Annotated in this window: 19 protein-coding genes and 1 pseudogene; 12 read left to right on the top strand and 8 right to left on the bottom strand. The window is 65.3% G+C overall.

Annotated features, from left to right (window positions below; genetic code table 11):
• Window positions 1-88: 88 nt before the first annotated feature.
• The 5 genes from AU197_RS09380 to AU197_RS09360 form a co-directional block, all read right to left on the bottom strand.
• Complete coding sequence (locus tag AU197_RS09380) at window positions 89-988, bottom strand: Rv0045c family esterase (protein WP_064402279.1); 900 nt, start codon at window positions 986-988, stop codon at window positions 89-91.
• Between the two features lie 91 nt (window positions 989-1,079).
• The gene (locus tag AU197_RS09375) at window positions 1,080-2,156 is read right to left on the bottom strand and encodes an inositol-3-phosphate synthase (RefSeq protein WP_064346107.1); all 1,077 of its coding nucleotides are present in this window, start codon (window positions 2,154-2,156) and stop codon (window positions 1,080-1,082) included.
• Window positions 2,157-2,203: 47 nt separating this feature from the next.
• The gene (locus tag AU197_RS09370; RefSeq protein ID WP_064402278.1) at window positions 2,204-2,758 is read right to left on the bottom strand and encodes a PadR family transcriptional regulator; all 555 of its coding nucleotides are present in this window, start codon (window positions 2,756-2,758) and stop codon (window positions 2,204-2,206) included.
• A 120-nt stretch (window positions 2,759-2,878) separates the two neighbouring features.
• Window positions 2,879-3,733, bottom strand: a complete 855-nt coding sequence (locus tag AU197_RS09365; RefSeq protein WP_082696582.1) for a DUF1707 SHOCT-like domain-containing protein — start codon at window positions 3,731-3,733, stop codon at window positions 2,879-2,881.
• A gap of 34 nt (window positions 3,734-3,767) precedes the next feature.
• A complete protein-coding gene (locus AU197_RS09360; protein WP_231744877.1) occupies window positions 3,768-4,625 on the bottom strand; it encodes a thioesterase family protein in 858 nt (285 codons plus the stop codon).
• 104 nt (window positions 4,626-4,729) lie between these two features.
• On the opposite strand from AU197_RS09360, the gene AU197_RS09355 reads away from it, so the two are divergent.
• From AU197_RS09355 to AU197_RS09345, 3 genes are all read left to right on the top strand, one after another.
• Entirely contained in the window at window positions 4,730-5,155 is a 426-nt protein-coding gene (locus AU197_RS09355) for a DUF5318 domain-containing protein (RefSeq protein ID WP_064402261.1), read from the top strand.
• A 187-nt stretch (window positions 5,156-5,342) separates the two neighbouring features.
• Window positions 5,343-7,754, top strand: a complete 2,412-nt coding sequence (locus AU197_RS09350) for a transglycosylase domain-containing protein (protein WP_064402260.1) — start codon at window positions 5,343-5,345, stop codon at window positions 7,752-7,754.
• A gap of 5 nt (window positions 7,755-7,759) precedes the next feature.
• Window positions 7,760-9,445 (top strand): glycosyltransferase family 87 protein, encoded by a 1,686-nt coding sequence (locus tag AU197_RS09345; RefSeq protein ID WP_082696584.1) that lies wholly within the window; start codon window positions 7,760-7,762, stop codon window positions 9,443-9,445.
• A 90-nt stretch (window positions 9,446-9,535) separates the two neighbouring features.
• Here the strand turns inward: AU197_RS09345 and AU197_RS09340 are convergent.
• Window positions 9,536-10,846 (bottom strand): annotated as a pseudogene (locus AU197_RS09340) (adenylate/guanylate cyclase domain-containing protein).
• A 141-nt stretch (window positions 10,847-10,987) separates the two neighbouring features.
• Here AU197_RS09340 and rpsF point away from each other — a divergent pair.
• From rpsF to AU197_RS09305, 7 genes are all read left to right on the top strand, one after another.
• Entirely contained in the window at window positions 10,988-11,278 is a 291-nt protein-coding gene (rpsF, locus tag AU197_RS09335) for a 30S ribosomal protein S6 (RefSeq protein WP_064402276.1), read from the top strand.
• Between the two features lie 92 nt (window positions 11,279-11,370).
• A complete protein-coding gene (locus AU197_RS09330) occupies window positions 11,371-11,874 on the top strand; it encodes a single-stranded DNA-binding protein (RefSeq protein ID WP_064346102.1) in 504 nt (167 codons plus the stop codon).
• Between the two features lie 40 nt (window positions 11,875-11,914).
• Window positions 11,915-12,169 (top strand): 30S ribosomal protein S18, encoded by a 255-nt coding sequence (gene rpsR, locus AU197_RS09325; protein ID WP_064402259.1) that lies wholly within the window; start codon window positions 11,915-11,917, stop codon window positions 12,167-12,169.
• 13 nt (window positions 12,170-12,182) lie between these two features.
• Window positions 12,183-12,641 carry a 50S ribosomal protein L9 gene (gene rplI, locus AU197_RS09320; protein ID WP_064402258.1) on the top strand — a complete coding sequence of 153 codons (459 nt, stop codon included), beginning with the start codon at window positions 12,183-12,185 and terminating at the stop codon, window positions 12,639-12,641.
• A 479-nt stretch (window positions 12,642-13,120) separates the two neighbouring features.
• The gene (gene dnaB, locus AU197_RS09315; RefSeq protein WP_064402275.1) at window positions 13,121-14,503 is read left to right on the top strand and encodes a replicative DNA helicase; all 1,383 of its coding nucleotides are present in this window, start codon (window positions 13,121-13,123) and stop codon (window positions 14,501-14,503) included.
• A gap of 133 nt (window positions 14,504-14,636) precedes the next feature.
• A complete protein-coding gene (locus tag AU197_RS09310) occupies window positions 14,637-15,980 on the top strand; it encodes an LAGLIDADG family homing endonuclease (RefSeq protein WP_082696581.1) in 1,344 nt (447 codons plus the stop codon).
• A 297-nt stretch (window positions 15,981-16,277) separates the two neighbouring features.
• Window positions 16,278-16,748 carry a hypothetical protein gene (locus tag AU197_RS09305; RefSeq protein ID WP_064402257.1) on the top strand — a complete coding sequence of 157 codons (471 nt, stop codon included), beginning with the start codon at window positions 16,278-16,280 and terminating at the stop codon, window positions 16,746-16,748.
• Window positions 16,749-16,815: 67 nt separating this feature from the next.
• Here AU197_RS09305 and AU197_RS09300 read toward each other — a convergent pair whose 3' ends face one another.
• Both AU197_RS09300 and AU197_RS09295 read right to left on the bottom strand, forming a co-directional pair.
• Complete coding sequence (locus tag AU197_RS09300) at window positions 16,816-17,631, bottom strand: SDR family NAD(P)-dependent oxidoreductase (RefSeq protein ID WP_064402256.1); 816 nt, start codon at window positions 17,629-17,631, stop codon at window positions 16,816-16,818.
• 69 nt (window positions 17,632-17,700) lie between these two features.
• A complete protein-coding gene (locus AU197_RS09295; RefSeq protein ID WP_082696580.1) occupies window positions 17,701-18,789 on the bottom strand; it encodes a methyltransferase in 1,089 nt (362 codons plus the stop codon).
• A 325-nt stretch (window positions 18,790-19,114) separates the two neighbouring features.
• On the opposite strand from AU197_RS09295, the gene arr reads away from it, so the two are divergent.
• Both arr and AU197_RS09285 read left to right on the top strand, forming a co-directional pair.
• Window positions 19,115-19,537, top strand: coding sequence for an NAD(+)--rifampin ADP-ribosyltransferase (arr, locus tag AU197_RS09290; protein ID WP_064402273.1), 423 nt, complete (start codon window positions 19,115-19,117; stop codon window positions 19,535-19,537).
• A 198-nt stretch (window positions 19,538-19,735) separates the two neighbouring features.
• Entirely contained in the window at window positions 19,736-20,374 is a 639-nt protein-coding gene (locus tag AU197_RS09285; protein WP_064402254.1) for an HD domain-containing protein, read from the top strand.
• Window position 20,375: the final 1 nt, after the last annotated feature.

The following is a 20,375-nucleotide window of genomic DNA, read 5'->3' as shown; positions in this document are numbered from 1 at the left end:
GGAACCAACCCCCGCGAGCGACCGCGTCTGCCCACCGACACGCCGCCCATCAGCGGACAAATGCGGTCGCTCGCGGCGGCGAAACCGCCTACTCGGCGAGCACCGCCCGCAGAATCTCGACCAATTTGCGTGGCTGATCGCTCTGCACCGAGTGCCCGGAATCCTCGACGATCTGTACATCCTTGAATCCCGGTGCGCGGCGGGCGAACTCGGCCGCGTCGTCGTCGTTGACGAAGAACGAGTTCGCGCCGCGCACCAACGTCGTCGTCACCTCCAGCCGTGGAACGTCGTCCCACAGCCCCTCGAAGCCCTCACCCTTGCGCATCTCGTCGTAGCGCCACGTCCAGGTGCCGTCGTCGAGCCGCTTGGCGTTGTGAAACACCCCGCGCCGCAACGATTCCCGGTCGCGGTGCGGCGCCGCAGCGACCGTCTTCTCCAGCATCGCTTCGAACGAGGGAAAGATGCGGTCGCCCTGAACCAGAGCGACGGTGCCCTTCTGCTCATCGGTCATCTGGGTGTGCCGCTCGGGCGCCGACGGCGTCACGTCGACGAGAACCAGCCTGCGCACCAATTCCGGGGCCGCGACGGCCAGGCGCAACGCCGTCAGGCCGCCCAACGACATGCCGACCACCAGCGAGGCCTCCGAAGCCAGCGAGCGAACGACGGGTTCGATCGCGACGGCGTTGTTCTTCGGGCCGTAATCACCGTCCTCACGCCACGCCGACCGGCCGTGTCCGGGCAGGTCGACGGCGAGTGCCGGCTCGCCGAGCCCGACGATCACCGTGTCCCACGTGTGCGCGTTCTGTCCGCCGCCGTGCAGAAACACCACCCGCGGCGGCGCGTCACCGAACTTCAGACAGCTGATCGGCCCGGACTCGATGCGTTCGGCGTGCGGCACCGCCTCGACACCGGCCTGCCGCGCGTTCTCGGTGAGGAAGATGAACTCGTCGAGCGTGGCCAGTTCGTCGTCAGCAGAGATATCGGTCACGAAGTCATCTAACCGTGTGGCCGAGACCGACGAAATGGCGGATCGCACGCGCGCGCATCGACCAAAACGTCGGTTTCGGCGATCGAGAGAGTCAGCCCTCGATGAAGGTTTCCAGCTGCGCCCGCGCGACGTCGTCGGGCAGCTGCTTGGGCGGGCTCTTCATCAGGTAGGCCGAGGCCGCCTCGACGGGACCGCCGATGCCGCGATCGAGCGCGATCTTCGCCGCGCGGACCGCGTCGATGATCACACCCGCCGAGTTCGGCGAATCCCACACCTCGAGCTTGTACTCCAGGTTCAGCGGCACGTCGCCGAACGCGCGGCCCTCGAGCCGGACGTAGGCCCACTTGCGGTCGTCGAGCCAGCCGACGTGGTCGGACGGGCCGATGTGCACGTCCTTGGTCTTGAACTCGCGCTGCAGGTTGGACGTGACGGCCTGGGTCTTGGAGATCTTCTTCGACTCCAACCGCTCACGCTCGAGCATGTTCAAAAAGTCCATGTTGCCGCCGACGTTGAGCTGCATCGTGCGGTCCAGTTGCACACCGCGGTCCTCGAACAGCTTGGCCATCACGCGGTGGGTGATCGTCGCGCCGATCTGGCTCTTGATGTCGTCGCCGACGATCGGCACGCCGGCGTCGGTGAACTTCTTCGCCCACTCCGGGTCCGAGGCGATGAACACCGGCAGCGCGTTGACGAACGCCACGCCGGCGTCGATCGCGCACTGGGCGTAGAACTTGTCGGCCTCGTCCGAACCCACGGGGAGGTAGGACACCAGGACGTCGACCTCGGCGTCCTTGAGCGCCTTGACGACGTCGACCGGGTCGGAGTCGGAGACCTCGATGGTGTCGGCGTAGTACTTGCCGATGCCGTCGAGGGTCGGGCCGCGCTGCACCGTGACGTTCAATGGCGGCACGTCGGCGATCTTGATGGTGTTGTTCTCCGACGCGAAGATCGCCTCGGACAGGTCGAAGCCGACCTTCTTGGCGTCCACGTCGAAGGCGGCGACGAACTTGACGTCGCGCACGTGGTAGGGGCCGAGGCGCACATGCATCAGGCCGGGCACGGTGGCCGTCTCGTCGGCATCGTGGTAGTACTGCACGCCCTGTACGAGCGACGACGCGCAGTTGCCCACGCCGACAATCGCGACCCGCACCTCTCCGTTGGATGACATGACGACTCTTCCCTTCGTAATCCCTGTCGTAGCTGGTTCGGTTCTGCCTAGGGCTGCACGGTGTTGTCTGAGCGCCCCTGGCTCAAACGCTCCGCCGCTATCAATTCGTTGAGCCACTTCACCTCACGCTCGCTCGACTCCAGCCCGAGCTGATGGAGCTGCCGGGTGTAGCGGTCGATCGAGCTGCTGGCCCGCGCAACGGCTTCACGCAGACCCTCGCGGCGTTCCTCCACCTGACGACGACGCCCCTCCAAGATCCGCATCCGGGCCTCGGCCGGGGTGCGGTTGAAGAAGGCGAGATGGACACCGAATCCGTCGTCGGAGAAGTTCTGTGGGCCCGTGTCGGCCACCAGTTCGGAGAAGCGCTGCTTGCCCTTCTCGGTGAGCTGGTAGACCCGCCGCGCCCGGCGCATTTTCGGAGTGCCGTCCGGCGCCGCATCCTCGACGATCAGGCCGTCGGTCTGCATGCGCCGCAAGGCGGGGTACAGCGATCCGTACGAAAACGCGCGGAAGGCGCCGAGCAACCCCGTCAATCTCTTGCGAAGTTCGTAACCGTGCATGGGCGATTCCTGCAGGAGTCCCAGGATGGCCAGTTCCAGCACCGCGGGCACCCCCTTCAAAATCGCAGCTCGCCGTTACGGCGGTTCGACACCTCGGACCATAGTATCGCGCCGATATATTCGGCGCGAACGTTGGGTTACCGTCATCCGAACGCTCGGGCCTCAGTTGGGGTAGTTGATCTGCTTGACCGTGCCGTCACCGGCCAGCTCGATGTACCCGCTGCCGTAGTCGCTGGACACGTAGACGTCGATCGACAGCGCGCCTGGGGTGGTCGGGTCGGTGCCCGGATCAATGCTCAGGTACGTGCTCTTCACGTCGGCGGGCTTCATACCGAGCGTCTCGGGCGCACCGCGCAGAACGCCGACGACCGCCTTGGCGTCGAACTTGCTCAGGTCCACCTCGACGGCGTTGCTGCTCTTCGAGCTCGACGAGGGATCGTCCCAGCCGCCGCGGTAGGTGTAGTTCAGTTCGCGGCGCTCCTCGTTGGGATCCGGCCGGGTCAGCGACGCGTAGTCCGGGTAGACGATGAGCCGGTAGCCGTTGGTGTCGCCGAACCGCTGCTTCATCTGCTCGAGGAGCCCGGTCAGCCCGCCGAGCGAGTGCAACTGCTTGGGCGGGGTGAGCACCACCGGGGTGATGCCGTCGGACTTGGCGCCCGGGTCGGACGTGAAGTTCAGCGGCGAGGGCGTGTTGCCGTAGAGGCCCCAACCGATGGCGATGCCGAGCACCACCAACACCCCGGCCACCGCGAGCCGCAGACCCCAGCCGGTGCCGGCCATCGGCAGCGCTCGCGGCTTGCGCAACGTCGGCAGTTGAACCGGGGCGTTGTTGGTCTGTAGGTCGGACACCAGCGCCTGCAGCTCACCCAGTGTGGTCGCGGTGGTCGCCGCCTTGACCCGTTCGCCGTGCTCGGTCATCGACAGCTGGCCCTCGGCCAAGGCGCTGTCGAGGATCTGGCACGTGTCGTTGCGGTCGCTGTCTTTGGCCCGCGTTGCCGAGGTTTGCCGGGTTGCCACGCCGATGATCGTAGAAGTAAAGACCGGCGAACACTCAGCGGATGAGCCCCTGCGAAGTCATCACGGCCAGCAGGGATCCGTCGGAGCCGCGCAGCGAGCCGTAGGCCGAGACACCTCCGCTGGCGACCGAGCCCCGCGCCTCGAGCAGCCGCCACGACGTGGACGGCACCAGGTGCGCCCCGGGCTGCCACACCACGCTGAGGTCCAGACTCAGCAGCCAGGCGTCGACGAATCCGCTCACCTTGCCCGGCGCATCGAACAGGTGGGCGTCGGCGTGCAGGACGTCGGCGATCTGGGGATGGGACAGCGGGTCGATGACGGGATCGCCGCTCTGGGCGCTCACCCACAGCGCCACCTCCGGCCGACGATCCGCGAAGCGGGTGAGGCTGTCCGGATAGTCCAGGCCGCGACGATGAGCGAACCGCAGCGACGGGTACTCCTCGCCGATCCAGTCGAGCGCGGGCGCCGAATCCGGCTCGGGCAGCGGGACGACATAGCGCTCGAAGGGGACGGGCGCATCAACCGACGGCGGGCCGAGCCAGCCGTCGGCGAACCAGCTGCTGGCGATGAGGATGGTGCGTTCCCGCTGGCGGATGGTCGCCTCGACGGCCGCGGCGGTGCGTCCGCCGCGGATGCTGCGGACGTCGATCTGCATCGGTCCGGGCGCCCCGGCGTCGACGAAGGTCACCGACAGCGAGGCGGCCGCCGGCCGACCGCTGTGCGCGAACATCGCGGCCAGCGCCAACGCGGAGGTGTAGCCGCCGAAGGCCCGTCCGTCGAAACACCACTGTTCGGGAAGGACGCGGGTGAATCGGCTCGAGCCTTCACCGGCGGGTCCACCGTCGAGGACGAAGTCGCGGCCGTCCAGCATCCAGTCTCCTAATTCGCGCACGCGGCCGATTGCGGTTGCCGTCGGTCCAGATCAAACACCTTAGAGAGGGGCGTGACCGTGCCGTCACGCTCCGGTAGTCCGGTCGCCGACGTACTCTGGTCCTCGTGCGATTGCAGCGACAGGTGGTGGACTACGCACTTCGGCGACGGTCCCTGCTGGCCGAGGTCTATTCGGGACGCACCGGCGTCTCGGAGGTCTGCGATGCCAATCCCTATCTGCTGCGCGCCGCCAAATTCCACGGCAAGCCCAGTTCGGTGACGTGTCCGATTTGTCGGAAAGAACAGCTCACCCTGGTGTCGTGGGTATTCGGTGACCATCTTGGCCCGGTATCGGGTTCCGCACGAACGGCCGAGGAGTTGGTCTTGCTGGCGTCCCGATACGACGAGTTCTCCGTACACGTGGTGGAGGTATGCCGCACCTGCAGCTGGAATCACCTGGTCAAGTCGTACGTGCTCGGCGCGATCCCGCCACCCAAGGGATCGCCCGGCACTCGAACCGCGCGCTCACGGGCGCGCACGGCCAGTGAATAGCGAAGGGCGCCACGACCGGTCAGTCAACGATGTCCGTTCAGGACACGGGGCTGATGGCGTGAGCGCGCCGAGGTCCGACGCCGACGACGCCGGTCGACACCGCCCGGCACCCGACGCACCGCAACACCGCCCACCGGCACCCGACGCGCCTCGACCCCGGCCGCCGGCAGATTCCCGGACGCGGCCGATGCCTCCCGACGACCGGCACACCTCAGTGCTGCCGCCCGTGCGCGAGGCCCGACCGCCGCACCTGCGCGATCCCGTCGACGTCGTCAAGGCGGCGCTGGACGGCACTCCGACGCGCAAACCTCCGACGCCACCACCGCCACCACCCCGACGGCCCGGCGGGGGCGGCCCTCCGAGCGGCCCGTCGGGTCCGCGTCGCGGGCTGCCCAGCCAGATCAACTGGACGTGGGTGCGGCGCGGCGCGCTCATCGCCGCGGCGGTGTTCATCGTGCTGCCACTCATCACGTTCGGGATGGCCTACATGATCGTCGATGTCCCCAAGCCCGGGGACATCCGGACCAACCAGGTGTCGACGATCCTGGCCAGCGACGGCAGCGAGCTCGCGAAAATCGTTCCACCCGAAGGTAACCGGGTCGACGTCAACATCGACCAGATCCCGGTTCAGGCGCGCAACGCGGTGATGGCCGCCGAGGACCGTGACTTCTACTCGAATCCGGGCTTCTCGTTCACCGGTTTCGCGCGGGCCATCAAGAACAACCTGTTCGGCGGTGACCTGCAGGGCGGCTCGACGATCACCCAGCAGTACGTCAAGAACGCGCTGGTCGGTTCCGAGCGTTCCGGGGTCGGGGGCCTGATCCGAAAAGCCAAGGAGCTGGTCATCTCGACGAAGATGTCCGGTGAATGGTCCAAAGACCAAGTGATGCAGTCGTATCTGAACATCATCTACTTCGGTCGAGGGTCCTATGGCATCGCAGCGGCGTCGAAGGCGTACTTCAACAAGCCGGTCGAGGAACTCAACGTCGCCGAGGGCGCGCTGCTGGCCGCGCTGATCCAGCGACCGTCGGCGCTCGACCCCGCGGTCAATCTCGAGGGCGCCACCGCCCGCTGGAACTGGGTGCTCGACGGGATGGTCGAGATCGGCGCGCTGTCACCCGAGGAGCGTGCGGCGCAGGTGTTCCCCGCGACGGTCCCGCCCGACCTGGCGCGCTCGCAGAACCAGACCACGGGGCCCAATGGCCTGATCGAACGGCAGGTGCAGAAGGAACTGCTCGAACTGTTCGACATCAACGAGCAGACGCTGAACACCGAAGGCCTGCAGATCACCACGACCATCGACCCGAAGGCGCAGCAGGCCGCGGAGGAGGCCGCCTCGGAGTACCTGGACGGCCAGGACCCGGACATGCGCACCGCGATCGTGTCGATCGACCCGCGCACCGGCGGGGTGAAGGCCTACTACGGCGGCACCGACGCCAACGGTTTCGACTTCGCCCAGGCCGGCCTGCCGACGGGGTCGTCGTTCAAGGTGTTCGCGTTGGTGGCGGCGCTGCAACAGGGCATGGGTCTGGGCACCCAGGTCGACAGTTCGCCGCTGGAAGTCAACGGCATCAAGATCACGAACGTCGAGGGCGGCGGTTGCGGCACCTGCAACATCGCCGAGGCGCTGAAGCGTTCACTGAACACCAGCTACTACCGGCTGATGCTCAAGCTCAAGAACGGTCCGCAGGACGTCGCCGACGCCGCGCACCAGGCCGGTATCGCCGAGAGCTTCCCCGGTGTCGAGCACACGCTGTCCGAGGATGGGCAGGGCGGTCCGCCGAACAACGGAATCGTGTTGGGCCAGTACCAGTCCCGGGTGATCGACATGGCGTCGGCGTACGCGACGCTGGCGGCCTCCGGGGTGTACCACAAACCGCACTTCGTGCAGAAGGTCGTCAACTCCGAGGGGGAGGTGCTGTTCGACGCGTCGCAGCAGGACAACTCGGGTGAGCAGCGGATCGAGAAGAAGGTCGCCGACAACGTGACCTCGGCGATGCAGCCGATCGCGGCCTACTCCAACGGTCATGCGCTGGCCGGTGGTCGGCCGTCGGCGGCCAAGACGGGTACCAACCAGCTCGGCGACACCGACAGCAACCGCGACGCCTGGATGGTCGGCTACACGCCGTCGCTGTCCACCGCGGTGTGGGTCGGCACCACCGAGGGCACCAAGCCGCTCGAGAATCAGTGGGGCTCACCGATCTACGGGTCCGGTCTGCCGTCCGACATCTGGAAGGCGACGATGGACGGCGCGCTGGAGGACACCGACAACGAGACGTTCCCCAAGCCCGAGGAGATCGGCGGCTACGCCGGTGTCCCGCAGGCGCCGCCGCCACCGTCGACGACGGCTCCGCCCTCGGAGGTCGCACCGCCGTCGCAGACCGTCATCCAGCCGACGATCGAAGTGGCGCCCGGCATCACGATTCCGTGGGGCCCGCCGACGACGGTCCCGGTCGCTCCACCGCCCGGTGGCACCGCACCCGGCGGCCCCGTGCCCGCTCCCGGCGTTCCCGCGCCGACACCGGCGCCCTTCGGAGCGCCACCGCCCGCACCCGTTGGAGCACCCCCGGCGCCCGGCGCGCCGCTACCGCCTCCGTGACCGAGGTGGGGGGCGAGGAACCAGGCGAGCCGGCGCCGCAAGCTGTTTCGCCGGGCCGGCTCGCGCAAGTGGTAGCGCCGGCGCTGCCGGCGGGCGACACCAGAAGCTTCGACGAGCGCGATCTTCCCAGCCGCACGGACGTCATCGGGGCCGCGCTCTCCGATGTCATCGGCGGGCCGGTCGGCAAGCACGCGCTGATCGGCAGGCAGCGGTTCCTGACCCCGCTGCGCGCCATGCTGATCATCGCGCTGGTGTTCTTGGCGCTCGGCTATTCGACGAAGGCCGCGTGCCTTCAGACCACGGGCTCGGGAACCGCCGATCAGCGGGTGGCCGACTGGAGTAACCAGCGGGCGTACTTCCAGCTCTGCTACTCCGATACGGTTCCGCTCTACACCGCCGAACTGCTCAACCTCGGCAAGTTCCCGTACAAGTCGAGTTGGATCGAGAAGGACGCCACCGGCCAGCCGCACGTTCAGTACGACGGCAACATCGCGGTGCGCTACATGGAGTATCCGGTGTTGACCGGCATTTATCAGTACGTGGCGATGTCGTTGGCCAAGACCTACACCGCGCTGACGAAACTAGTGTCGATACCGGTGATCGCCGAGGTGGTGATGTTCTTCAACATCGCGGCGTTGGGTCTGGCGTTGGCGTGGCTGGTCACGGTGTGGGCGACGTCGCGATTGGCCGGGCCGCGACGGGTGTGGGACGCCGCATTGGTGGCGGCCTCGCCGTTGGTGATCTTCCAGATCTTCACGAATTTCGATGCGCTGGCAACGGCTTTCGCGACGGGCGCGCTGCTCGCGTGGGCGCGACGAAAGCCGGTGCTGGCCGGCGCGCTGATCGGTCTGGGTGTGGCGGCCAAACTGTATCCGCTGCTGTTGTTGGCACCGCTGGCGGTGCTGGCGGTGCGCACCGGGAAGCTGCGAGAGGTCGGCAAGACGGCCGCGGCGGCGGTAGCGGCGTGGCTGGTGGTCAACCTGCCGATCATGGTGCTGTTCCCGCGGGGATGGTCGGAATTCTTCCGGCTCAACACCCGCCGCGGCGACGACATGGACTCGATCTACAACGTCATCAAGTCGTTCACCGGTTGGCGCGGGTTCGACCCCGATCTGGGCTTCTGGCAGCCACCGACGGTGACCAACACGGTCTCGGCGATCCTGTTCGTGTCCTGTTGTATCGCAATCGGTTACATCGCGCTGACCGCGAAGCGCCGGCCGCGCGTGGCACAACTGGCGTTTCTGGTCGTCGCGGCGTTCCTGTTGACCAACAAGGTGTGGAGCCCGCAGTTCTCGCTGTGGCTGGTGCCGCTGGCGGTGTTGGCCTTGCCGCACCGTCGCATCCTGTTGGCGTGGATGACGATCGACGCGCTGGTGTGGGTGCCGCGGATGTTGTACCTCTACGGTGAGGCGAACATGGGGCTGCCGGAACAGCCGTTTACCATCACCGTGCTGCTGCGCGACATCGCGGTGGTCGCGTTGTGTGCGTTGGTCATTCGACAGATCTACCGACCGGAACTGGACCTGGTCCGGGCTCGCGGAGTGGTCGACGACCCAGCGGGCGGGGTGTTCGACCGTGCGCCGGACGCGCCGCCGCGGTGGCTGCCCGATTGGCTACGACCGGACGGGTCGAGACTGCGCACAGATCGCGAAGCTACGGAAGACCGGGATCTGACCGCAGTCTCGAGGTAGGCGGCCCGCCGCTCAACGCCCGCCCCACCTCGATTGTGAATCCGCCTGCGCGAAACTGCCTGAAAGCGCAGCCAGATTCACAATCGGTGGCTAGGAGGCGACGGCGAACAGCCGCCATTCGCCGGGCACGCCTTTGAGTTCGTGGGTGCCGCGATCGTCGAACTTCAGGCCGGAGCCGATGACCAAGTCGCGCAGCGTGCTCGACACGAGTACCTCGTTGGCGCCGGCCAGGGCGCTGACCCGTGCACCGATGTGCACGCCGATGCCGCCGATGTCGTCGCCGCGGACCTCGCATTCGCCGGTGTGCAGTCCGGCGCGTATCTCGATGCCGAGCGCCTGGACGGAGTCGCGAATGGCCATGGCGCAGCGGATCGCTCGTTGCGGGCCGTCGAACATGGCGAGGAAGCCGTCTCCGGAGGTGTTCACCTCGCGGCCGCGGAAGCGGGCCAACTGTGCGCGGACGACGGCGTCGTGAGCGTCGAGCAACGCGTGCCAGTCGCGGTCGCCGATCTCGGCGGCGCGACGGGTGGAATCGACGATGTCGGTGAACAGCACGGTGGCCAGCACGCGGTCGTCGGCCACGTCGGCTTGGTGTCCGGTGAGGAACTCGCAGATCGCCTGGAAAGACGCCCGCCAGTTCGGCTCGACAAAGTGGTAGAGGTTACGCCCCTGCAGCTCAACATATTTGGCGCCGGGAATGCTGTCGGCGACGTAGCGGCCCATTTCGCGGACCACCATTGCGTCGTCGCAGTGTTGGACGACGAGGGTTGGCACGCGGACGGTAGGAAGCAGAGCGCGTACGTCCATCGCATAAACCATCGACATCATCAAAGCAACGGTCGCCGGGCTGGCAGCCAGACGTTCCATTCGTGCCCACGTCGCTCGAATCTCTTCGTTCCATGGCATGTCGGGATTGAGCACACGTTGAATCTGACCGGTGCCCCACATGCCGACCATGAACGAGGTGGCCGCCTCGGAATCGAGCGGCCCGCCGACGACTGCTGCGTAACCATCCAAACTCACCAACGCTGTCGTGCGGGATGGGTACATGGCCGCGAACAGCGCGGCTGCGGCGAAGGCGCCGTCAACCGCGATAAGAATTGCCTCGTTGCTGTCGAGATCGTCGAGGACCGCCGAAATGCTGTCAGCCCACTGCTCCAGTGTCGGCAGCGCACCGGGCGACACGGGATCGGATGCTCCGGTGCCCGGCTGGTCGAAGAGGATCAATCGACCGATTGACGTCGTCGCCTCGATCCACCCCTACATGGACGGGAGCTCGGGAATGACTTCGCAACAGGTGAACCAGTTCGGCACGAAGACGATGTCGCGCTCGCCGGGCGCCGACGCCCGGTAGGCCACGCGCAGGTCCCCGTTCAACGCGTAACGCGTCTCGGAGAACATGGCCGAAGTGTAGAGCTGCGAACAGGACGATTTCGCAGATCAGCGCGGTTTCCTGTAGCCTGGGCCGGTTGCCGACGCAGGCGACCCTCCTGTCACGGACAGTCCGTGGCCGATCAGACCGTAGGAGGTGATGAGGTCTTCATGCGTCCATACGAAATCATGGTCATTCTCGACCCCACCCTTGACGAGCGCACCGTGTCTCCGTCGCTGGAAACGTTCCTCAACGTCATCCGCAAGGACGGCGGCAGTGTCGACAAGGTCGACATCTGGGGACGGCGCCGGCTGGCATACGAGATCGCCAAGCACGCCGAGGGCATCTACGCCGTCATCGACGTGAAGGCAGAGCCCGCCACCGTGACCGAGCTGGACCGTCAGCTCAACCTGAACGAGTCCGTGCTGCGGACCAAGGTCATGCGGACGGACAAGCACTAGTCCCGAAGAACAGGCTGTAAGCGTCGGAGCGCTTCCGTAGGCTCGCCTGCGACCGCTCCGGAGACTCACACCGCCAATCCCAGGAGGACATCGTGGCTGGTGACACCATCATCACCGTCGTCGGAAACCTGACCGCCGATCCCGAACTGCGCTTCACGCCGTCGGGCGCGGCCGTCGCCAACTTCACCGTGGCGTCGACACCGCGCATCTACGACCGCCAGAGCGGGGAGTGGAAGGACGGCGAGGCGCTGTTCCTGCGCTGCAACATCTGGCGTGAGGCCGCCGAGAACGTGGCCGAAAGCCTCACTCGCGGTTCGCGGGTGATCGTGCAGGGCCGGCTCAAGCAGCGTTCGTTTGAGACCCGCGAGGGTGAGAAGCGCACCGTGGTGGAACTCGAGGTCGACGAGATCGGCCCGTCGCTGCGGTACGCGACCGCCAAGGTGAACAAAGCCAGCCGCAGCGGCGGCGGTGGCGGCGGTTTCGGTGGTGGCGGCGGCGGAGGTTCGCGCCCCGCCGAGCAGCCCAAGGACGACCCGTGGGGCAGCGCCCCGGCGTCGGGTTCGTTCTCCGGAGCCGACGACGAGCCACCCTTCTGATCCACAACTGATCAACAAGAAGTAAGAAAGAGAAAGACACATGGCCAAGGCCACCAAGCGTCGGCCGGCACCCGAGAAGCCGGTCAAGACCCGCAAGTGCGTGTTCTGCTCCAAGAAGGGGCAGACCATCGATTACAAAGACACGGCGCTACTGCGCACGTACATCAGCGAGCGCGGCAAGATCCGCGCCCGCCGCGTCACCGGCAATTGCGTTCAGCACCAGCGTGACATCGCGATCGCCGTGAAGAACGCGCGCGAGGTTGCGCTGCTGCCGTTCACCTCGTCGACGCGATAGGCAGGACGGAAAGATGAAACTCATTCTCACCGCCGACGTCGAACACCTCGGCGTCCAGGGCGACATTGTCGAGGTCAAGGACGGCTACGCCCGCAATTACCTGGTGCCCCGCCGGCTGGCGGTCGTGGCGTCACGCGGCGCCGAGCGCCAGGCCGAAGAGATTCGCCGGGCCCGCGAGCAGAAGGCCATCCAGGGCCGCGAGCATGCCGTCGAGCTGAAGACCGCGATCGAGAACCTCGGTTCGGTGCAGGTGTCCGTCAAGGCCGCGGCCGACAGCGGAAAGCTGTTCGGCTCGGTGACGACGGCCGATGTGGTTGCGGCCATCAAGAGCGCGGGCGGCCCGAATTTGGACAAGCGCACCGTGCAGTTGCCCAAGACACACATCAAGACCACCGGCACCCATCCCATCGCGGTTCGGCTCCATCCGGAGATCGCTGCGACGGTTTCGCTGGAAGTTGTAGCCGGGCAGTAACACAGCATCAAATTCGGCCGGGTGAAGACGTGATCGATCTTCACCCGGCCGTTGCTGTGCACGCCAGCGAACTTCGCGCGAGGGATAGCTGTAGCGAAGATAACCAACCGTTAACCTGGGCGGTCCCTGGCGGCAACACAACACGCCCGAGTTGGCAACCCGACACGACACGCCGAGGCATTTGTCATCCACAACATCACAACCGGTTTATGGTGCGGCTATCTGCGCAGATGCAGTGAACGAAGTGATTGATTAACAGGTTCTCCCCAACGACTCAACATAGCTGTCCAGACCTATCCACACCCCATCCACAGGTCTATGAACAGGGTCGGGTTGCGCCCCCGCCAGCAACGTCTAGCGTAAGCCGTCGGCAGGGCGGATCCGGTGCCGTGAGGCGGCTTGTCGGATGTCTGGCTTACAGTCGCGATCAGCGGTATCGAACGTGCGTTCGATAGTGAATAGAGGGGGTGACGCGCTTCGTGGCCGTCGTGGACGACCTTGGCCATCCCGGGATGGATTCGCCTCCGCCGAGCGAGGACTTCGGGCGTCAACCCCCTCAGGACCAGGCAGCCGAGCAGGCCGTGCTCGGCGGGATGCTGCTGAGCAAGGACGCCATCGCCGATGTGCTCGAGAAGCTGCGTCCGGGGGACTTCTATCGGCCAGCGCACCAGAACGTCTACGACGCGATCCTCGACCTCTACGGCCGCGGTGAGCCGGCCGACGCAGTGACAGTGGCCGCCGAGCTGGACCGGCGTGGGCTGCTGCGCCGCATCGGCGGGGCGCCGTATCTGCACACGTTGATCTCGACGGTGCCGACGGCCGCGAATGCCGGCTTCTATGCGGGCATCGTCGCGGAGAAGGCGCTGCTGCGGCGGCTCGTCGAGGCGGGCACGCGCGTCGTGCAGTACGGCTACGCGGGTGCCGAGGGCGCCGACGTCAACGAGATCGTCGACCGTGCCCAGTCGGAGATCTACGACGTCACCGAGCGGCGCACGGCCGAGGACTTCGTACCGCTGGAAGAACTGCTGCAGCCGACGATGGACGAGATCGACGCGATCGCGTCGCAGGGCGGCATCGCGCGCGGTGTGCCGACGGGTTTCGTCGAACTCGACGAGGTGACCAACGGCCTGCATCCGGGCCAGATGATCATCATCGCGGCGAGGCCTGGCGTCGGCAAATCGACGCTTGGACTGGATTTCATGCGGTCCTGCTCGATCAAGCACCAGATGCCGAGCGTCATCTTCTCGCTGGAGATGAGCAAATCCGAGATCGTGATGCGCCTCTTATCGGCCGAGGCGAAGATCAAGCTGGCCGATATGCGGTCGGGCCGCATGAGTGACGACGACTGGACGCGGTTGGCGCGCCGGATGAGTGAGATCAGCGAAGCGCCTCTGTTCATCGACGATTCGCCGAACCTGACGATGATGGAGATCCGTGCCAAGGCGCGGCGGCTGAGCCAGAAGGCCGGCCTGCGATTGATCGTCGTCGACTATATGCAGCTGATGACGTCGGGCAAGAAGTACGAATCGCGGCAGCAGGAAGTGTCGGACTTTTCGCGAAGTCTCAAGCTCATGGCCAAGGAACTCGACGTGCCCGTCGTCGCGATCAGCCAGCTGAACCGTGGGCCGGAACAGCGCACCGACAAGAAGCCGATGGTGTCGGACCTTCGCGAGTCGGGCAGCCTGGAACAGGATGCGGATATGGTCATCCTTCTGCACAGGCCGGACGCGTTCGAGCGTGACGACCCGCGTGGTGGCGAGGCGGACCTGATCCTCGGCAAGCACCGTAACGGCCCGACGAAGACGATTACCGTTGCGCACCAACTGCATTTGTCGCGATTCGCCAACATGGCCAAGCAATAAACCTGGCCGACACCGCCATTACGATCCCCCGCCCGCCACGCGTGCCACTGGTGTTCACCGAGAGTCCAACCCCGTTCGTAAGAGGCTAAGCGCGCTGGCGGAAGCTGTCGGTGAGCCGAGGTAGCTTCGATTCATGCCAGCTGTCGATGGGGATGCCGAATCCGGTTGTGCCAGTCGGGCCGAGGACCGACCACGGGATCTGCAATTGCGGGTGACAAGGGCGGATAACGGCTATGACACTCCCCTGGAAGAGCTTGTGTATACGGCGGAAAGACCACTCCTGTGGTCAGTCGATGAAAGGATGCGTCTCGTCAAACGGCGCCTGAGTGGATCGATCTCAACTGGCAGGTGTGAGGCCTCGAGCATCAGATTGTCGTCGGGGAGAGCTCTAGAAGTCAGTTCGTCGCTGTCTGTTCGCAAGCTCAAAGGTTGGTCGCCGATAGCCGAATTAGCGGTGGGCGACAGGATCGCGGCAGTGCGTCGCCTCCCGCAGCCTGAGCAGACCACCCGCATGCACGATTCCGAGGTGATCTTATTGGCGCACATGATCGGTGATGGGTCCTGCGTGAAACGGCAACCGATCCGATACGCGTCCATCGACGAGGCGAACCTTATGGCGGTTACCATCGCAGCGGCGCACTTCGGCGTGACGGCGATCCGCGACGATTACGCTGCAGCTCGTGCTACCACCTTGCGCCTTCCTTCCCCGTATCGCTTAGCTCGCGGCAAGCGAAACCCGATCGCTGAGTGGTTGGACACTCTCGGCCTGTTTGGTTTACGAAGTTACGAGAAGTTTGTTCCTGCTGCGGTATTCGCACTACCGGACGAGCAGGTCGCCTTGTTCCTACGTCATCTCTGGGCGACCGACGGGTCGGTGCGGTGGGATTCGAAGACCGCGCAGGGGAGGGTGTACTACGCGTCCACAAGTCGCCGGCTGATCGATGATGTATTGCAGTTGCTTCTTCGCATAGGCGTGCAAGGGAGGATCACTCGAACAAGCAAGGGAGGCTACCGTGATTGCTGGCACCTGACGATCGACAGGGCCGCCAATCAGGTCGCCTTCCTCAACAAGGTGGGAGTGCACGGCGAGCGGGGCGTCAAAGCAAAGGAGGTCGTGGCTCAGCTGCTCGGACGCGTGCGACGACCAGGCACAGACACCGTTCCCGTTGAAGTCTGGGACCACGTCAAAAGTATTCTGAAAGAACGGAACTGGTCCGATCAGGAATTTGCGCTGGCCACCAATACCAGATTTGACGGCCCGATGATGTGGACCCATGCTCCAGGTAGATCGCGGTTGCATCGGATATCCAACATCTTCGATGACCCAGTGCTCCATGACCTGGCGACGAACGACGTCTACTGGGACAAAGTAGTCGACATTGGGAGCCGCGGGCTCCGCGAGATAACCCAGCTCAGCGAAACTCACGGCAATCCAGTTGTCATGCAGGGTATCTTGGTGCAGGCCAGAGGGAAGTGAGCTGCAAATGGCCCCCGATTGCCTAATGTCGAATGCTGGTGACGCGCGGAGCATTCAGTAAACCGCGCCTGTGGGAACAGCGACTGGAGCCGGTGAGCACCGCGACGGTCGCGTACCAAATGAACTAGGCTCGGACGACGTATTCCGTTGTTACAGGGCTCGTCATTGCTGTTCGGGGCTTCTTCGGCGCTGATGATCGCCGTTACGTAACCGTTGGGACGGCGGCGTGACGCGGGCCTCAGGGCGCAGGCGAATCTGCTGTCCTGACCCCGATGCCGATTGCAATAGGCTTCACTGATGGCAATCCGGGATTGGTCTAAGGCCAGATTCGTCCTTCTCATCGCGCTGCCCGTCCTGCTTCTCATCGGCATTCCCATGGTGGTGTGGTCATACCAATCAGAGCCTCCGGGCCTCAGCGGAGATTGTCTGCATGTGGACCAGGCGATGCGCCAGTGGATGCGTGTGCTGCCTCGAATTCAGCGCGGTATGGTCAATGCGGACGACACAGCCCTGGACGCCGATACCGCGGCGGCGGCCGCGGCGATCCGCGCAGAAGCTAAATCGATCGAGGAGCCGACGTTGCGATCGACGGTGCTCAAACTCGCCGACGATCTCGACCGGGCCGGCCAGGGAACCCCGAGCAGTCCACCCCACGGGTTTCCGGATCGGAACTACGTAGGCGGAATGCAGGATTCGATGACGACGGGCTACGCGCTGAAGCGCGCATGTCCGGAAGCCGTCGATGACCCGCTGCCCGGGGCGCCGTAGCTCGACAAGGGAGAATCCGGTCCCATTCCCGCGCCCACGAAGTGCAAGGGCGATCGCTGCCCTGGCGCTAACCGAGCATCTCGTAAGTGCGCTGCCACAGCAGCTTTCGCAACGACACATCATCGGCGGCGCGGTGCGTCTTCGCGACACGTCTCTTGCGGAAGTGCTCGCCGGAAGGCCAATCAACACCCGGGTCCGAGTCCGCCAACCACACGAGGGTGTCTGCGCCCTGCTCGGGGGTGCGCAACAGTTTCCGCAAGGGCGAGTGGAAGACGGCACGCATGACGGCCGTGGACTCGTTGGCGAAGTTGGACGCCACCGACCCCGGTTCGAAGGAGGCTGCCGCAAGCCCGGCCGAGTGGTACCTGCGGTGAAGTTCGCGGGTGAACAACACATTAGCGAGCTTGGTTTCGGAGTAGGCATGCAACGGACGAAACCGCTTCTCCCCGTACAGGTCATCGATATGCAGCTGCACCATGCGCGCGGCACTACTCGATGTGGCGATCACAGCCGCTTTGGATTCGATCAATCGGTCCAGGAGAAGCCGTGTGAGCAGAGCGGGCGCCAAGAGATTAACCTGGAAAGTGCGTTCATGACCATCGTCGGTCAGCTGACGCGCTCCACTGAGTTGCAGCCCGGCATTGTTGCACAGCACATCGATCTTGTCGTAGCGGTTCAAAAGCTCTGCCGCCAGACCGCGGACGTCGTCCAGGTTGTCGAAATCGCAGCAGTGATGCGGTGCCCCGACTTCGGCCGCTACCGCCTTGGTCTTGTCTGGGGACCGACCGACGATGACCGTCGTGTGTCCACGAGAGGTCAACGCCCGTGCTGCAGCTCGTCCAACGCCGTCGCTCGCGCCCGTGATGACGATCGTCTTGCCCACGGCCTCGACGATACGTCGACGATGGGCGCTCAAGACTCTTCAAGGCCCGACGGACGTGGGCTGCGCCCTTCACATCTTCTCGGCCTCGACGAGATCGTGCGGGACGACCGAGAACGTGCGGCCGGTCGGCCTCAGGCCGGCGCCGGTGAGAAGTGCCGACAGTTCGTCGAGCGAACGCAGTCGTCCGCCGTCTCGTTGGGTCAACGTGTGTAGGTCGAGAAGCGGTGAGAACGGATTCGGGCGGTTGGGTTCCTGAAGGTATTCGACCACCACGAGCTTGCTGCCGCGGGGCATGCTCGCCGCCACAGCGGCAAGAATCTCACCGCAGCGCTGGTCGTCCCAATCGTGCAGCACATCTTTGAGCAGATACACATCGGCAGTGGTGTCGAGGGTGCCGAAGATGTCACCCTCGACTCGGTCGATGCGATCAGTCAGACCGCGTTCGGCGAGAAATCGCTCGGCTTCAGCGATCATTGCCGCGCTGTCCACCAGAATCCCACGGAGATCCGCGCGCGCTTCGCCCACGATTACCGACAGCAGCGTGCCGATTCCGCCGGCCACATCGCACACCACGGCATCGTGCGGCCACGGGTAGACCCGCGCGATGGCGCGGGCGCTGATCTCGGTGGCTTGCCGCATCGTCGAGGCGAAGATCCGCTGCTCGTCGGGGTGGGCGGCGTACCACTCCCACACCGACATCCCGTGCACGAGCTCGAACGCGCTGCGCCCGCTGCGCACGCTGGCGGCCAGGCCACCCCAGGCGTCGACCGTCGACCGCATCCCCTTGTAGCGCATCCAGGCCCGCAGCGACGAGGGATGGTCGCTGCGCAACACCGCTCCGGTACGGGTCAGCCGAACCTCACCCGTGCGGCGATTCATCGTGCACAGATCGCATCCGACCGCGCCGCGCAGCAGGCGATGGGTGGTGTCCTCGTCGCAGTTGATCTGGGCCGCGATTTCGGGCGCGGTCTTCGGCCCGTCGGCGAGCACGTCGGCAATCCCGAGTTCGGCGATGGCTGCGGCGATTTGGACGCCGCCGACGCCCTCGCCGAGATCGAGCATCGCGATCTGAGGCGGCACCAAGAGGTCGGCGAGCTGCTTGAGTCTACGTCGCAGAGCGAGCGTGGCCAGCACTACAGGCAGGGGGGTCGACGGCATCCGTGCAGGTTAGCCATCCAGGAGGATTCTCAATCCCCGCTTTCTGGGCGTTGCCACCGATGGAGGAAACACACAAGTGCTCCCCGCTGGCAGCTCGGCGGGTGCACTGCCGGGGCGGCTGCTCGACGGCGCTGCGAAAGGTGTTCTACTAGAGGGAGATTCGGATCGACACGACCGACTGAGAGCCTTCGGTGAGGTGAGGCCGGGATCCGGAATCGGCCGAATCGCTCTCACCTTCAGGATAAGGCCTGATAGGGGGCTTGTGGCAAGGCCCGGGTGGTGCTGCATGCTGGGGCGTCTCAGCAGTGCGTCCGAAGGACTTCAGGTGTCCAAACAGATTGATGACGGCCGGTTCTTCCATGGCACGACCGCGGAGTTGAGTGTCGGCGACTTCCTCACCGCGGGGCATCGGTCGAACTACCGCCCCGAGATCGTGATGAACCACATCTACTTCACCGCTTTGGTCGATGGGGCTGGCCTTGCCGCGGAGATCGCCGCGGAACTCGCCGAGGGACAGGCAGTTCCGCGGGTGTACGAAGTCGAGCCGACCGGTGAGTTCGAAAATGATCCGAACGTGACCGATAAGAAGTTCCCCGGCAACCCCACGCGGTCCTACCGCAGCACGGCCCCGCTGCGGATCGTCGGCGAGGTCACCGAGTGGACGCGTCTGACCCCCGACCAACTGCAGACGTGGCGCCAACGACTGTCTGCGCTCCTCTCAAGCGACAATGCCGAGATCCTGAACTGAGAGATTCGCCGTCGCCACTGAGCCCGATATCGAGTGCGAAACATCGATCGGTGATCCATGCTCCGTGGCGCTGGACGCAGTGCGTTTCGACGTCCTCATTCGAGGGATTCCTGGCCGGATGAAGGCGGCGCGCACGCTCGGTTCGGACCAGCATGGATGTCAGGCAGAGTCGACAACCAAGCAGAAAGCGCACATGTCATGTCAGAAGTCATTGCGGGCGTGGAGATCCCCGATACTGCGGCGGTCGCTGAAGCGACTCGTCTCCTGTGGGACACCACGAGCCCCCTCATCTACCACCACTCGCGCAGGGTCTTCTTGTTCGGCCAGCTCCACGCGCACCGGCTCGGCGCGCACCCGGATCAAGAACTGCTCTATCTGGCCGCCATGTTCCACGACACCGGTCTGGTGACGCCGTATTCCGATCGGGAACAGCGGTTCGAGGTCGACGGCGCCGACCATGGTCGCAAGTTCCTGCTCGATCGCGGCTTCTCCACCGGAGCCGCCGACACTGTGTGGACCGCAATTGCGCTGCACACCACACCGGAGGTCCCGGGCCGCATGGGCCCGGAGATCGCGGCCATGTACCTAGGTGTGATGACCGACGTGGTCGGTCTTGGCGTCGACGGGCTAAACGGCGATCAGGTGAACGAAATCGTCGCCGCTCACCCGCGGGGTGATTTCAAGAACGAGTTCCTGCAGGCCTACTTCGACGGGTTCAAGCACCGTCCGGAGACGACCAACGGAACGGTCAACTCCGACGTAGTGGAGCACTTCGTTCCCGGTTACCGGCGCGTCACCACCGTCGAGCGTATGCTCGCCGCGCCGTGGCCAAGCTGAC

Origin of the sequence: Mycobacterium sp. IS-1590 (assembly GCF_001500025.1) — a bacterium.
Taxonomy (GTDB): Bacteria; Actinomycetota; Actinomycetes; order Mycobacteriales; family Mycobacteriaceae; genus Mycobacterium.
This window is presented reverse-complemented; position numbering and strand designations above follow the sequence as displayed.

Bases quoted from the DNA above. Each gene is read 5' to 3' on its own strand.
- AU197_RS09375 (WP_064346107.1), bottom strand. From the start codon at position 2,156: ATGTCATCCAACGGAGAGGTGCGGGTCGCGATTGTCGGCGTGGGCAAC.
- AU197_RS09350 (WP_064402260.1), top strand. From the start codon at position 5,343: ATGCCTCCCGACGACCGGCACACCTCAGTGCTGCCGCCCGTGCGCGAG.
- rpsF (WP_064402276.1), top strand. From the start codon at position 10,988: ATGCGTCCATACGAAATCATGGTCATTCTCGACCCCACCCTTGACGAG.
- rpsR (WP_064402259.1), top strand. From the start codon at position 11,915: ATGGCCAAGGCCACCAAGCGTCGGCCGGCACCCGAGAAGCCGGTCAAG.
- rplI (WP_064402258.1), top strand. From the start codon at position 12,183: ATGAAACTCATTCTCACCGCCGACGTCGAACACCTCGGCGTCCAGGGC.
- AU197_RS09310 (WP_082696581.1), top strand. From the start codon at position 14,637: ATGCCAGCTGTCGATGGGGATGCCGAATCCGGTTGTGCCAGTCGGGCC.
- AU197_RS09305 (WP_064402257.1), top strand. From the start codon at position 16,278: ATGGCAATCCGGGATTGGTCTAAGGCCAGATTCGTCCTTCTCATCGCG.
- AU197_RS09295 (WP_082696580.1), bottom strand. From the start codon at position 18,789: ATGCCGTCGACCCCCCTGCCTGTAGTGCTGGCCACGCTCGCTCTGCGA.
- AU197_RS09285 (WP_064402254.1), top strand. From the start codon at position 19,736: ATGTCAGAAGTCATTGCGGGCGTGGAGATCCCCGATACTGCGGCGGTC.